The 13385-nt window shown below is 69.2% G+C and carries 11 protein-coding genes; 5 read left to right on the top strand and 6 right to left on the bottom strand.

The window, feature by feature from the left end:
• Position 1: 1 nt before the first annotated feature.
• Together ACFZ8E_RS18520 and ACFZ8E_RS18515 are read right to left on the bottom strand one after the other, a co-directional pair.
• Positions 2 to 1447: an acetamidase/formamidase family protein gene (locus ACFZ8E_RS18520; protein ID WP_405044408.1), complete on the bottom strand. Its 1446-nt coding sequence runs from the start codon at positions 1445 to 1447 to the stop codon at positions 2 to 4.
• A 65-nt stretch (positions 1448 to 1512) separates the two neighbouring features.
• Complete coding sequence (locus ACFZ8E_RS18515; protein WP_279603731.1) at positions 1513 to 3843, bottom strand: NADP-dependent malic enzyme; 2331 nt, start codon at positions 3841 to 3843, stop codon at positions 1513 to 1515.
• Between the two features lie 54 nt (positions 3844 to 3897).
• Between ACFZ8E_RS18515 and ACFZ8E_RS18510 the strand changes: the two genes are divergently transcribed.
• Positions 3898 to 4518, top strand: a complete 621-nt coding sequence (locus tag ACFZ8E_RS18510) for a CatB-related O-acetyltransferase (protein ID WP_187274811.1) — start codon at positions 3898 to 3900, stop codon at positions 4516 to 4518.
• Between the two features lie 53 nt (positions 4519 to 4571).
• The gene (locus ACFZ8E_RS18505) at positions 4572 to 4823 is read left to right on the top strand and encodes a DUF3297 family protein (RefSeq protein WP_147726094.1); all 252 of its coding nucleotides are present in this window, start codon (positions 4572 to 4574) and stop codon (positions 4821 to 4823) included.
• Here the strand turns inward: ACFZ8E_RS18505 and ACFZ8E_RS18500 are convergent.
• The 4 genes from ACFZ8E_RS18500 to aspS form a co-directional block, all read right to left on the bottom strand.
• Positions 4793 to 5131 carry a hypothetical protein gene (locus ACFZ8E_RS18500; RefSeq protein WP_243949457.1) on the bottom strand — a complete coding sequence of 113 codons (339 nt, stop codon included), beginning with the start codon at positions 5129 to 5131 and terminating at the stop codon, positions 4793 to 4795. The two genes, ACFZ8E_RS18505 and ACFZ8E_RS18500, sit on opposite strands and share 31 nt — an antisense overlap.
• Positions 5128 to 6207, bottom strand: coding sequence for an acyltransferase family protein (locus ACFZ8E_RS18495; RefSeq protein ID WP_405043443.1), 1080 nt, complete (start codon positions 6205 to 6207; stop codon positions 5128 to 5130). Before ACFZ8E_RS18495 ends, ACFZ8E_RS18500 begins: the two co-directional genes overlap by 4 nt.
• Complete coding sequence (locus tag ACFZ8E_RS18490; protein WP_243949455.1) at positions 6204 to 7073, bottom strand: glycosyltransferase family 2 protein; 870 nt, start codon at positions 7071 to 7073, stop codon at positions 6204 to 6206. The genes ACFZ8E_RS18495 and ACFZ8E_RS18490 overlap by 4 nt, the downstream gene beginning before the upstream one ends.
• A 68-nt stretch (positions 7074 to 7141) precedes the next feature.
• A complete protein-coding gene (gene aspS / locus ACFZ8E_RS18485) occupies positions 7142 to 8956 on the bottom strand; it encodes an aspartate--tRNA ligase (protein ID WP_147728091.1) in 1815 nt (604 codons plus the stop codon).
• 230 nt (positions 8957 to 9186) lie between these two features.
• On the opposite strand from aspS, the gene rnd reads away from it, so the two are divergent.
• The 3 genes from rnd (at position 9187) to xoxF1 (ending at position 13246) form a co-directional block, all read left to right on the top strand.
• Positions 9187 to 10341 (top strand): ribonuclease D, encoded by a 1155-nt coding sequence (gene rnd / locus ACFZ8E_RS18480; protein WP_147728090.1) that lies wholly within the window; start codon positions 9187 to 9189, stop codon positions 10339 to 10341.
• 127 nt (positions 10342 to 10468) lie between these two features.
• Entirely contained in the window at positions 10469 to 10759 is a 291-nt protein-coding gene (locus ACFZ8E_RS18475; RefSeq protein WP_243949454.1) for a hypothetical protein, read from the top strand.
• Between the two features lie 684 nt (positions 10760 to 11443).
• A complete protein-coding gene (gene xoxF1 / locus ACFZ8E_RS18470; RefSeq protein WP_405043442.1) occupies positions 11444 to 13246 on the top strand; it encodes a lanthanide-dependent methanol dehydrogenase XoxF1 in 1803 nt (600 codons plus the stop codon).
• Positions 13247 to 13385 lie beyond the last annotated feature (139 nt).

Genomic DNA, 13385 nt, shown 5'->3' with positions numbered 1-13385 from the left:
CTCAAGCCGTTCGCTCGGCGAAGATCGCCTTCTTCACGATGGCGTGGACGCCCCAGTTGCCGTCGACCACCTGCGTGATGCCGAAATCAACCGCGATCGACATCAGCGAGATCGCCTCGTCCTCGGTCAGTCCCTTCGCGTGCATCAGGAACTGCCGCATCTTGCGGAAGGCGTCGCGCATCGCGAGGTCGATCGAGGACTTCTGGAAGATCGCGTCCTGCGCGGCCGGCCCGAGGTCCTTGAGGTAGTTCGGATAGCTGAAGCCCGAGAGGACCCACTCGTCGCGCGTCTCGATCATCGGGAAGTCGAGGCTCTCGAGCGCGGTGCCGGGCAGGTCCTGCTTCTTGTGCAGCACGAACTGGAACGTGCCGGTGAGCGAGCACTCGATCGCGGTGCCGCAGAGTTCCGAATCGCCCTGGCTGGCATGCGGATCGCCGACCGAGAACAGCGCACCCGGCACGGCGACCGGATAGTACATCGTCGCCCCCTTGCCGATGCGCCAGTTGTCGATGTTGCCGCCGGTGTAGCTCGGCGGGATCGAGTTCACCATGTCGGCTTCGGCCGGCGCCAGGCCCATCGTCCCGAAATGGGGGCGGATCGGCACGCGGATGCCCTTCAGGACGTCGAAGTTGCGCTCGGTCTTCGTGTGATCGACCAGCAGCCCCGGATAGTCGATCGTCGGGTGCGCGATCCCGTTCGGGTCGGTCACGCCGGGCCAGCGGAAGCTGTAGACCGCCTTCGCCCAGTCGCGCGTGCCGGTGGCGTCGACCTCGTAGATCGTCACCACCTCGCGCGGCCGGTCGCCGGTGATGAGGTCCTTGTAGTGGTAGCCCCACCAGGCGGCGGCGTTGCTTCCGAACGCTAGGCCCTTGAACTTCGGGTTGGCGCAGGGCCGCGGCGCGACGTCGAGGATGCGGACCTCCAGCACGTCGCCCGGCTCAGCTCCGCGGATCGCCACCGGGCCGGTGCAGATGTGGACGCCGAGACCGCCGCCCGGCCCGAGCTTGGCATCCTCCGGGCCCGCCCCGCGCCGCGCGACGCCCTTCTTGTCCTTGGTCCACAGATAGACGCTCTCGGCACCCGGATCGCCCTGGATCATCCGCTCGGCATCGTCGCTGGCCTGGTGCGTGAGGGTCTCGATCGTGACGAAGTCGCCCGACGCGATCTCGACCTGCGGCTTCAGGTTCTTGCTGAAGTAGCCCCAGTGCACCGTGTCGGCGTTGGCCGGAAGCACCTGGTGCGTCGCCTGCCGCGGTCCGCGCGCCGCGCTGGTCTGGGCGAGCGCGGGCGTGACCAGGGACAAGCCGCCGGCCGCGAGCGCGGCAGCGCCGCCCGTGGCGACGAAGCCGCTCTTCAGGAAGGCGCGTCGCTCGGGCGCGAGATCGCCGAGGAAGCGGCGGCGGTGCTCCGCGAACGCCGCGCAGTTCGGATCGTCGCCCTGGCACATCGTCTCGACCCCCGGCATCCCACTCGGATCGGGAAATGCAAGGACACGGCCAGAGTCCCGGGCCGCTACTCCGACAGCATGCCCGCGCCGGGCTCGGCCGAGTCGAGCATCTGGCCGCCGCCCGCCTGGGCCTCGACCACCGCCGCGGTCGTCACGTTGACGATGCCGCGCGCCGTGACCGACGGCGTCAGGATGTGGGCGGGCTTGGCCGGGCCGATCAGCAGCGGGCCGACCGGGAGGGCGTCGGCGAGCACCTTGGCGAACTGGTAGGCGATGTTGGCCGCGTCCAGGTTCGGGAAGATCAGCACGTTGGCCGCGCCCTTCAGGCGCGAGCCCGGCAGCACCCGATCGCGGACGATCTCGGACAGCGCGGAATCGGCCTGCATCTCGCCGTCGACCTGAAGCTCGGGCGCACGGTCGTTGATCAGGCCCAGAGCCGCCCGCATCTTCATCGCCGAGGGCGTGTCGGACTGGCCGAAGTCGGAATGGCTGAGCAGCGCGATCTTCGGGGTGATGCCGAAGCGCGTGACGTGCCCGGCGCAGGCGACGGCGAGCTCGGCGATCTCCTCCGCGCTCGGATCCTGGCGCACATGCGTGTCGGCGAGGAAGTAGGCGCCCTTCTTGGTGACGATCAGGCTCATCGCGGCGCATTGCGTCACGCCGGGCGACAGCCCGATTATGTCGCGGATGATGCGCAGTCGCGTCTCGAACCGGCCTTCGAGCCCGCAGATCAGCGCGTCGGCCTCGCCGCGGCGCACGGCGATGGCGCCGATGATCGTGGTGTTGGTGCGCACCAGGGTGCGGGCCGCATCCGGCGTGATGCCGCGGCGCCCGGCGATGTCGAGGTAGGTCTGGACGTAGGAGCGGTAGCGCGGATCGTCCTCGGGATCGATCAGCTCGAAGTCGCGGCCCTCCTGGATCGAAAGGCCGAAGCGCTTGAGCCGGGTCTCGACCACCCGCGGGCGGCCGACGAGGATCGGCTTGGCGACGCCGTCCTCGACGATGGCCTGGACCGCGCGCAGCACGCGCTCGTCCTCGCCCTCGGCGTAGATCACGCGCTTGGGATTCTCCTTCGCCTTGGAGAACAGCGGCTTCATGATGAAGCCGGAGCGGTGGACGAACCGATCGAGGGATTCGGCGTAGGCCGCGATGTCCTCCACCGGGCGGCCGGCGACGCCGGAATCCATCGCCGCCTGGGCGACGGCCGGCGCGATGCGCAGGATCAGCCGCGGGTCGAACGGGCTCGGGATCAGCGAGCGCGGCCCGAACGGCCGGGCCTCGCCGCCATAGGCGCGGGCCACCACGTCGGAGGGGGTCTCGCGGGCGAGCGCGGCGATGGCCTTCACCGCCGCCTTCTTCATCTCCTCGTTGATGCTGCGCGCGCCGACGTCGAGCGCGCCGCGGAAGATGTAGGGGAAGCACAGGACGTTGTTGACCTGGTTCGGGAAGTCCGAGCGCCCGGTGCAGATCATCGCGTCGGGGCGCTTCTCCTGCGCCAGGTCGGGCATGATCTCGGGATAGGGGTTGGCCAGCGCCATGATCAGCGGCTTCTCGGCCATCTTCTCGAGGTATTCGGGCTTGAGCACGCCGCCGGCCGAGAGGCCGATGAACACGTCGGCGCCGGGGATGACCTCGGCCAGCGTCCGCGCCTCGGTTTCCTGGGCGTAGACGTCCTTCCACCGGTCCATCAGCTCGGTGCGGCCTTTGTAGACCACGCCCTTGATGTCGGTGACCGTGATGTTCTCACGGGTCGCGCCGAGCGAGACCAGCAGGTTGAGGCAGGCCAGGGCCGCCGCGCCGGCGCCCGAGGTGACGATGCGGACGTCCGACAGCTGCTTGCCGGCGAGCTCGAGCGCGTTGAGCACGGCCGCCGCCACGATGATCGCGGTGCCGTGCTGGTCGTCGTGGAAGACCGGGATGTTCATACGGGCGCGGCACTGCTCCTCGACCTCGAAGCATTCCGGCGCCTTGATGTCCTCCAGGTTGATGCCGCCGAAGGTCGGCTCCAGCGAGCACACCACGTCGACGAGCTTGGCGACGTCGAGCTGGTCGACCTCGATGTCGAACACGTCGATGCCGGCGAACTTCTTGAACAGGACCGCCTTGCCCTCCATCACCGGCTTCGAGGCGAGCGGGCCGATGTTGCCGAGGCCGAGCACGGCGGTGCCGTTGGTGAGCACGGCGACGAGGTTCTGGCGGATGGTGAGGGTCGCAGCCTCCTGCGGGTCAGCCGCGATCGCCTCGCAGGCGGCGGCGACGCCGGGCGAGTAGGCCAGCGCCAGGTCGCGCTGGTTGCCGAGCGGCTTGGTCGCCTGGATCTCGAGCTTTCCGGGGCGCGGGAGGCGGTGATAGACGAGAGCCCCTGACTTGAGATCCTCGGACATGTTGTCGCCCATGGCCCATTCTCCCTCGATCAGGCGCGTACGTCGTGTGGCGCCGAACGCCCTCGCATGAAGGCCCTGTTGCACCGGCTGCGCAGCGGGCGCAACCCGAACAACGAGACGCGGATCCACCTGGAAAAGCTGGTGCGCGCCCACGGATTCTCCATCGGTGCCTATTCGTACGGCCGCCCGAAGGTGCGATTCGCCGAATCCGGGCGGAGGCTGACGATCGGCCGCTATTGTTCCATCGCCGACAAGGTCGAGATCCTGCTCGGCGGCGACCATCGCCTCGACTGGGCCTCGACCTATCCCTTCGCCGCGATGCGCGGGCTGTGGCCGGATGCGGACGCGCCGGCCGGGTACCACGCCTCGCGCGGGGACGTGTCGATCGGGCACGACGTCTGGCTCGGCTCGGGCTGCCTGATCCTGTCCGGGGTCACGGTCGGGCACGGCGCGGTGGTGGCGGCGCACGCCGTGGTCACGCGCGACGTGCCGCCCTACGCAATCGTCGCCGGCAACCCGGCCCGGGTCGTGCGCACCCGCTTCGACGCGGCGACGGTGGCGGACCTCGTCGCCTGCGCCTGGTGGGACCTGCCGCATGCGGCGGTGGCGACGCTGGTGCCGCTGCTGCAGAGCGGGCGCATCCCCGAGCTGATCGCCGCCGCCCGCGCCGTTGCACCGCCTGCCTGAATCCCTTACGCGCGGGCCGATCGCACTTGAGCGCCCGCCCGAAGGTCCGACCGATGTCCCAGACGCCCCCCGACCGCCTCGCCGTGAACCCGAACAGCCCATTCTACGACGAAACCATTCTGGAGCGCGGCATCGGCATCCGCTTCAAGGGCGTCGAGAAGACCAACGTCGAGGAATATTGCGTCAGCGAGGGCTGGGTCCGCCTCAGCGCCGGCAAGACCCTGGACCGCGCCGGCAACCCGATGACGGTGAAGCTCAAGGGCACGGTCGAGCCCTACTTCCGCGACGCCGCACCCGAGGCCTGAGCCTCGCGCCGGCCGCGCGCCAGGTCGAAATCGCGCAGGGCACCCGCGACCAGGGCCGCGACCTGCTCCGGGCGGCGCGCATCCCGGACCACGAGGCTCGCCAGCACGTCGGTGCGGCGTTGCCGCTGCTTGGCCGTCCGCGCGTGGTTCGAGAGCCGCAGGGCGAAGCCGCATCCCGCGCGTTGGAGGTACAGGCTGTCGCCGCGCTCGTTGCGCGCGGTCACCCGGAAACCGTGCTCGGCGAGAAGCCGCGCCGCGTGCGCGAGCGCCGCGGCCGGGGGCAGGGCGCGTGCGCCCGAGCCGGTCACGGACCGGCCGGCTCGATGGTGCCGAGGGCGCGGCGTCCCAGGGTCCGCGTCTTCAGCCGCAGCGCCGGCCGCTCGATGGCGTACCACGAGGCCGCGGCCACCGGGATCGTGAGCGCGAGCGCCGGGATCAGCAGCAGCGCCGGGGAAGCACCGGGCCACGAAGCATGCAGGCTCTGCTGCACCGGCCAGCCGTAGAGATAGATCCCGTAGGAGAGGTCCGCGGCCGGGTCGAAGGCCTTGCGCGCCAGCCAGGGCGACAGCCCGAGCCAGATTGCGCCGTAGCCTTCCGCCGTGAACAGCAGCGTGCGGTAGAGCGGGGTGTGGCGCGCCAGGAGGCAGGACAGCGCCAGGATCGCGAGCGGGACGACCGAGAGGCGCACGGATGCCCTTCCGGCGTAGAGCGCCGCGCCGATCGCGAAGATCAGCGGCAGCCGCAACGCCGTCTCAAGGCCCTTCGGCAGGTCGGGATGCCTCGCATCCGCGATCAGGAGCGCGATCGCGAAGCCGGCGGCGATCAGCGGCACCACCAAGCGCGTCCGCAACGCGCCGACGAGGCCGGCGGCGGCGACGCCCAGATAGCACAGGGTCTCGTATTTCAGGGTCCAGACCGTGCCGAGCGGGCTGCGATACGGGTTGTCGGGAAAGACGCCCGGCAGCGACGCGTTGCTCTTGAAGGTGGTCAGCGTGCCCCGCACGAAGCGCCAGACGCCGCCATCGCGCAGATACTCGCCGAGCGGCAGCGTGCTCATCGCGGCGCCGAGGACGAGGGCGACCACCAGCGTCGCGGCGACGAGCCCCGGCAGGATGCGCAGGGTCCGGGCGATGAGGTAGTCGACGAGGCCGCGCCGGTCGAAGCTCATCGTCACGAGGAAACCCGACACCGCGAAGAAGCCGTTCACCGCGTGCTCGCCGAGAGTGAAGCCGGTCGCCCGCGCCAGCGGCTCGTCGAGGGCGTTGCCGTTGGTGACGCTGAAGGCATGCGAGACCACCACCGCCAGCGCGAGCGCCAGGCGAAGGCCGGAGAAGCCGTTGTGCGGGCGGGCCAGCGCGTCCGCCACCGTCGCGGCGCGGGTCATTCGAGGCCCTCGCGGGCCAGCGCGGACCGTCCCAGCAGCGCGGCCCAGGCGCCCGCGGCCGAGCCGCCGTAGCGCTCGACGCCGGCAGGCCGCAGGACCAGCAGGGACAGGCAGGCCTTGAGCGCGTTGGCCGCGAGCCCCGGCAGGATGGGGTCGGCGAGCCCGTACTTGCGGGCGACGTAGGCGCGCGACCACGCCTGGTGCCAGCGGGTGCGGAACACCCGGCCGCGCTCCGGCGCCGAGGAACGCCCGCGCCCGTGCAGGACCTCGGCGCCGTGCACGTGGACGAGGGCGCGGCCCGCATCGGCGATGCGGCGACAGAGGTCGTCGTCCTCGTAGAACAGGAAGATCCGCTCGTCGAAGCCGCCGAGCGCCAGGAAGAACGTCCGCTCGATCATCAGGCACGCGCCGGACAGGAACGGCGCGCAGGCATCGCCCGCGGGCAGGTCGCGGCGCCCGCGCGGGTTGGTGAGGTACGGCGCCAGCAGGGAGCGCGACTGGTAGAAGAACCGGCCGTCCGGCTCGACGATGCGCGGCGCGAACAATCCGGCCTCCGGCCAGCGCTCGGCGGCGGCGAGCAGGGCGTCGGCCGCGCCCGGCCGCAGGATCACGTCGGGGTTGAGGATCAGCACGTAGCGGGCCTGCGCGGCGGCGCGGACGCCGAGGGTGTTGGCGCGGCCGTAGCCCTCGTTCCGGGCGTTGCGGACCACCTGCGCGCCGGCCGCCTCCGCGATCTCCGCCGACCGGTCGCGGCTCGCATTGTCGACGACGATCGCCGGCACATGCTCGGCCGCGAGCGCCGACAGGCAGGCCGGCAGAGCCTCGGCGCTGTCATGCGCGACGACGACGGCGACGAGGCTGGGCACTTAACGGACTCCCCGGGGCGACCGCTTTTCCCTCCCCCCTCTGCGGGGGGAGGGAAGGACGCGTGGGGTCACGCCTTCTTCTCAGGCAGGTTCAGGCGGATGTGCAGCTCGCGAAGCTGCTTCGGGGTCGCCTCGGACGGCGCGCCCATCATCAGGTCCTCGGCGCGCTGGTTCATCGGGAACAGCACCACCTCGCGGATGTTCGGCTCCTCGCAGAGCAGCATCACGATGCGGTCGACACCCGGCGCGATGCCGCCGTGCGGCGGGGCGCCGAGGCGCAGCGCGTTGAGCATGCCGCCGAACTTGGCTTCGAGCACGTCGCGCCCGTAGCCCGCGATCGCGAAGGCCTTCTCCATGATCTCGGGCTTGTGGTTCCGGATCGCGCCCGACGACAGCTCGATGCCGTTGCAGACGATGTCGTACTGGAACGCCTTGATGTCGAGGATCTTGGCGTCGTCGCCTTCGCCGAGCGCCAGGAAGGCGTCGTGGTCGAAGTTCGGCATCGAGAACGGGTTGTGCGAGAAGTCGATGTGCTTCTCGTCCTCGTTCCACTCGAACATCGGGAAGTCGGTGATCCAGCAGAACGCGAACTGGTCCTTGTCGGACAGGCCGAGGTCGTCGCCGATGCGGATGCGCGCCTTGCCGGCGAGCGCCGCGGCCTTCGCCTCGGTGCCGGCGGAAAAGAAGACCGCGTCGCCCGCCTTCGTCCCGGTCTTCTCGGCGATCCGCGCCAGGATCGGCGCGGGGATGAACTTGGCGATCGGGCCCTTGCCCGTGAGGGCGCCGTCGACCTCCTCGAACACCACGTAGCCGAGCCCGGGCGCGCCCTCGGCGCGGGCGAAGTCGTTGAGCTTGTCGAAGAACGAGCGCGGCTGCGTCGCCGCGCCCGTCGCCGGGATCGCGCGGACCACGCCGCCGGACTTGATCACGCCCTTGAACGCCTTGAACTCGACCGCGTCCTCGGCGAACTCGGCCGTGACGTCGGCGATGAGCAGCGGGTTGCGCAGGTCGGGCTTGTCGACGCCGTACTTCAGCATCGCGTCGGCGTAGGTGATGCGCGGAAACACGTCGGTGACGCGCTTATCGCCGGCGAACTCCTTGAACACCCCGTGCAGAACCGGCTCGACCGCCTGGAACACGTCCTCCTGCGTGACGAAGCTCATCTCAATGTCGAGCTGGTAGAACTCGCCCGGCGAGCGGTCGGCGCGCGCATCCTCGTCGCGGAAGCAGGGCGCGATCTGGAAGTAGCGGTCGAAGCCGGCGATCATCGTCAGCTGCTTGAACTGCTGCGGCGCCTGCGGCAGCGCGTAGAATTTCCCGGGATGGACGCGGGAGGGGACGAGGTAGTCGCGTGCGCCCTCGGGGCTCGATGCCGTGAGGATCGGCGTCTGAAACTCGAAGAACCCGCCCTCGCGCATGCGCCGACGCAGCGAGTCGACGATCGCGCCGCGCTTCATGATGTTAGCGTGCAGCTTCTCGCGGCGCAGGTCGAGGAAGCGGTACCGCAGGCGGGTCTCCTCGGGGTACTCGAGGTCGCCGAAGACCGGCAGCGGCAGCTCGGCGGCCGCGCCCAGCACCTCGAGCTCGTCGATGTAGACCTCGACCGCGCCGGTCGGCAGCTCGGCGTTCTCGGTCCCGGCCGGCCGGGTGCGGACGCGCCCGTCGAGGCGCACGACCCATTCCGAGCGCACGGTGTTGGCCGCCTTGAAGGCCGGGGAATCCGAATCGACCACGCACTGCGTCAGCCCGTAATGGTCGCGCAGGTCGATGAAGAGCACGCCGCCATGGTCGCGGATGCGGTGGCACCAGCCGGAGAGGCGGACGGATGCGCCGACATCGGATGGGCGCAGCGCCCCGCAGGTATGGGTCCGGTAACGGTGCATCGCAAAACCTTGGAATGGAAGCGCGGCACCATTCACGCGAGGGGGGCGAAGTCAAGGCGCGCCGCGGGACCGGGCGGCCGGGTGCCGAGCCTCGCCGTCGCGGATGCCCGGCGGAACCGCGGGCCCAGCGAAGACGGCGCAGGTCCTCGGGGACGTCGAACCTGAGGATCGATGGGGATGCCGGCGCATCCGGCTCCACTTTACAAGAAACCTCCGATATAGCCGGGGGCATGGATCTGATCAGTACGACGCAGGCGCTCCGCGACGCCTGCGACCGCCTCGCCGCGCAGAGCTTCGTCACCGTGGACACGGAGTTCATGCGCGAGACGACCTACTACCCCAAGCTCTGCCTGATCCAGATGGCGGCGCCGGACGGGACCGGCGTGCTGGTCGATCCGCTGGCGGACGGCATCGACCTCCAGCCCTTCGTCGACCTGATGGCGGACGAGGGCGTGGTGAAGGTGTTCCATTCCGCCCGCCAGGATCTCGAGATCATCTGGCTGATGGGCGGGCTGCTGCCGCAGCCGTTCTTCGACACCCAGGTCGCGGCGATGGTCTGCGGCTACGGCGACTCCGTGTCCTACGAGCAGCTGGTCAACGACGTGGCCAAGGCGAAGATCGACAAGTCCTCGCGCTTCACCGACTGGTCGCGGCGCCCGCTCTCGGACGCGCAGCTCTCCTACGCCCTGTCGGACGTCACCCATCTGGTGACCGTGTACGAGAAGCTGGTCGCCGACCTCGTGCGCGACGACCGCGGGCAGTGGCTCGACGAGGAAATGGCGGTGCTGACCTCGCCCGACACCTATCGCGCCGACCCGGCTCAGGCCTGGCGCCGCCTGTCGGGGCGGATGCGCAAGCCGCGCGAGATCGCGGTGCTGATGGAGGTGGCGGCTTGGCGCGAGCGCGAGGCGCAGACGCGCAACGTGCCGCGCGGGCGCATCCTGAAGGACGAGGCGGTGATCGACGTCGCGACCTCGGCGCCGCGCAGCGTCGAGGCGCTCGGGCGGTTGCGCTCGATCCCGGCGGGCTTCGAGCGCTCGCGCACCGGCACCGACATCCTCGCCGCCGTCGAGCGCGGGTTCGCCCGCGACGTCGGCGAGATCGCGCTGCCCGAGCGCGGCCGCGGCCGCAGCGGCGGCAACGGGGCGCTGGTCGAGTTGCTCAAGGTGCTTCTGAAGGCGGTGTGCGAGACCGAGGGCGTCGCGCCGAAGATCATCGCCACGGTGGACGATCTCGAAGCGGTGGCCGACGACGACGCGGCCGACGTGCCGCTGCTCCAGGGCTGGCGCCGCGAGCTCTTCGGCAGCAAGGCGCTCGACCTGAAGCACGGTCGCCTCGCGCTCTCCGCCGAGGGCGGGCGCATCGTGGTGCGGTCGCTGGCCTGAACCGGCGATCGGCCGGCATCCGGTCATCGACGCGAGACCATCGCAGGCGAACCCGTGACACCGGGACGGACCGGGACTAAATGGCAATGCGATTGCCGAAACGTCCCAGGGCCCCACGTCGCATCCGATGCACGAACGCAACGAAGTCCTCCAGACGCTGACCGGGCGGGGCACCGTCTCGGCGGAGGGCTGCGGAACCGTCCGCGTCCGCTACCGGGTGATCGTGGAACGGCGGGCATCCGTCGTCACGGCCCATGGCAGCCTTCACGGAAGCCATGCCGGCCTGCGCCCGATCTGGCTGATCCCGGACTCCACCCTGCGCCTGAAGACCGGCCGGACCCTCGCGATCTCGCTCACCGACCTCGTCGGCGACGCTGCCGAGTTCGAGAGCACCGGCGCCGTCGGGACCCTCGCCTGAGATCGTCGCGGCCGGCCCGCGAGGCAATCCTCCTTCCCGGATGACCACCGTCGAGACGGCGATTCTCGACATCGCTCGGCGCAGAAAAATGCCGTTCTGGGTCGCCGACGGCGGTTTCGTGCGACCAGAGCGCGCAGAAGCGGCAGGAAATCACCGAAGCTTGACCGCGAAGCATCCTCAGCGGTGTCGCGACCGGATTTTGCAGCGCATCTGCCCATTGCCAAGGCGATGCCGCGTCATGCCGCGCGAAGCGGCAGCGCACCGTGCACCGAACGCATGAAAAACGCGAATGCCGAAGCTCAAGCTGCAAACGGCGCATGTGTTTGCCGCTCACGCCGAAGCACAACACCTGGGCACGACCTCTTATTGTGCGATGCACAATAAGTTTTTGCGGCGCGTCAACGACCCTGGTCTTCCCGCGAGGGTGCGGCGACTTGCGCACAACCCTATCGGAGGCGCCCGAACCGAGTTGACGAGGCTCAAAAATCTCTTAGAGTTCGTTCAAGCTTCGGTTTCGAGGGGGCCGCCTCAGGGATGGCGGCCTCTGGCTCGGCGACCCAAAGTCGTCGATTTCCTGCCCGCTACCGAAGCAAATCGATCCCTGTCGCAAAGAGTCAGGTCAGGTCTTCTCGACGCGGTCTGCGTCGTGTCTGGAAGGCATCAAGACTTGTCGGAGGAACACACATGAGAGCGGTTCATCTTCTCGCGCTTGGCGCGAGCCTTGCGGTTGCCGCCCCGGCGATCGCGAACGACGATCTGATGAAGCATCTGGCGAACCCGGCCGAGCAGGTGCTGCAGACGGTCGACTACGCCAACACGCGCTATTCGAAGCTCGACCAGATCAACGCGGGCAACGTCAAGAACCTCCAGGTGGCCTGGACCTTCTCGACGGGCGTTCTGCGCGGCCACGAGGGCTCGCCGCTCGTCGTCGGCAACATGATGTACGTCCACACGCCGTTCCCGAACATCGTCTACGCGCTCGACCTCGACCACGAGGCCAAGATCGTGTGGAAGTACGAGCCCAAGCAGGACCCGTCGGTGATCCCGGTGATGTGCTGCGACACGGTCAACCGCGGCCTGGCCTACTCGGACAACGCGATCATCCTGCACCAGGCCGACACCACGGTGGTGTCGCTCGACGCCAAGACCGGCAAGGTGAACTGGTCGGTGGTGAACGGCGACCCCAAGAAGGGCGAGACCAACACCGCCACGGTCCTGCCGGTGAAGGACAAGATCATCGTCGGCATCTCGGGCGGCGAGTTCGGCGTGCAGTGCCACGTGACCGCCTACGACGCCAAGACCGGCAAGAAGGTCTGGCGCGGCTACTCGATCGGCCCGGACGACCAGATGCTGGTCGACCCGGAGAAGACCACCTACCTCGGCAAGCCGGTGGGCAAGGACTCGTCGACCAAGACCTGGGAAGGCGACCAGTGGAAGACCGGCGGCGGCTGCACCTGGGGCTGGTTCTCCTACGACCCCAAGCTCGACCTGATGTACTACGGCTCGGGCAACCCCTCGACCTGGAACCCCAAGCAGCGTCCGGGCGACAACCGCTGGTCGATGACCATCTGGGCGCGTAACCCCGACACGGGCGTGGCCAAGTGGGTCTACCAGATGACCCCCCACGACGAGTGGGACTACGACGGCATCAACGAGATGATCCTCACGGATCAGAAGGTCGGCGGCAAGGAGACCCCGCTGCTGACCCACTTCGACCGCAACGGCTTCGGCTACACCCTCAACCGCGCCACCGGCGAGCTCCTCGTCGCCGAGAAGTTCGACCCGGTCGTCAACTGGGCCTCCAAGGTCGACATGGACAAGGGCTCCAAGACCTACGGTCGCCCCCTCGTCCAGGCCAAGTACTCCACCGAGCAGAACGGCGAGGATACCAACTCCAAGGGTATCTGCCCGGCGGCCCTCGGCACCAAGGACCAGCAGCCTGCTGCGTTCTCGCCGAAGACCAACCTGTTCTACGTGCCCACCAACCACGTCTGCATGGACTACGAGCCGTTCCGGGTGACCTACACCCCGGGCCAGCCCTACGTCGGTGCGACCCTGTCGATGTACCCCGCGCCGAACAGCCATGGCGGCATGGGTAACTTCATCGCCTGGGACGGCGTCGAGGGTAAGATCAAGTGGTCGAACGCCGAGCAGTTCTCGGTCTGGTCGGGCGCTCTCGCCACCGCCGGCGACGTGGTCTTCTACGGCACGCTCGAGGGCTACCTGAAGGCCGTCGACTCCAAGACGGGTAAGGAACTGTACAAGTTCAAGACCCCGTCGGGCATCATCGGCAACGTGATGACCTACCAGCACAAGGGCAAGCAGTACGTCGGCATCCTGTCGGGTGTCGGTGGCTGGGCCGGCATCGGCCTCGCGGCCGGCCTGACCGACCCGAACGCCGGTCTCGGCGCGGTGGGTGGTTACGCCGCCCTCTCGAGCTACACCAACCTCGGTGGTCAGCTCACCGTCTTCGCGCTGCCGAACTAATCGGTCGCACGAAGCCGCTCTGAAATGAGTGCCGGCGCGGGTTTCCGCGCCGGCATTCTTATGATTAGAATGCCCTCAAGAAGGCTGCGAAAGGCCGCCTGAGAGCGGCTCGACCTTCAGGTCCCAGGGAGATTTTTGC

Source organism: Methylobacterium sp. HMF5984, assembly GCF_045033435.1.
GTDB lineage: Bacteria > Pseudomonadota > Alphaproteobacteria > Rhizobiales > Beijerinckiaceae > Methylobacterium.
Note: the sequence above shows the minus strand (reverse complement) of the source record. Positions and strands in the feature narration are given on the sequence as shown.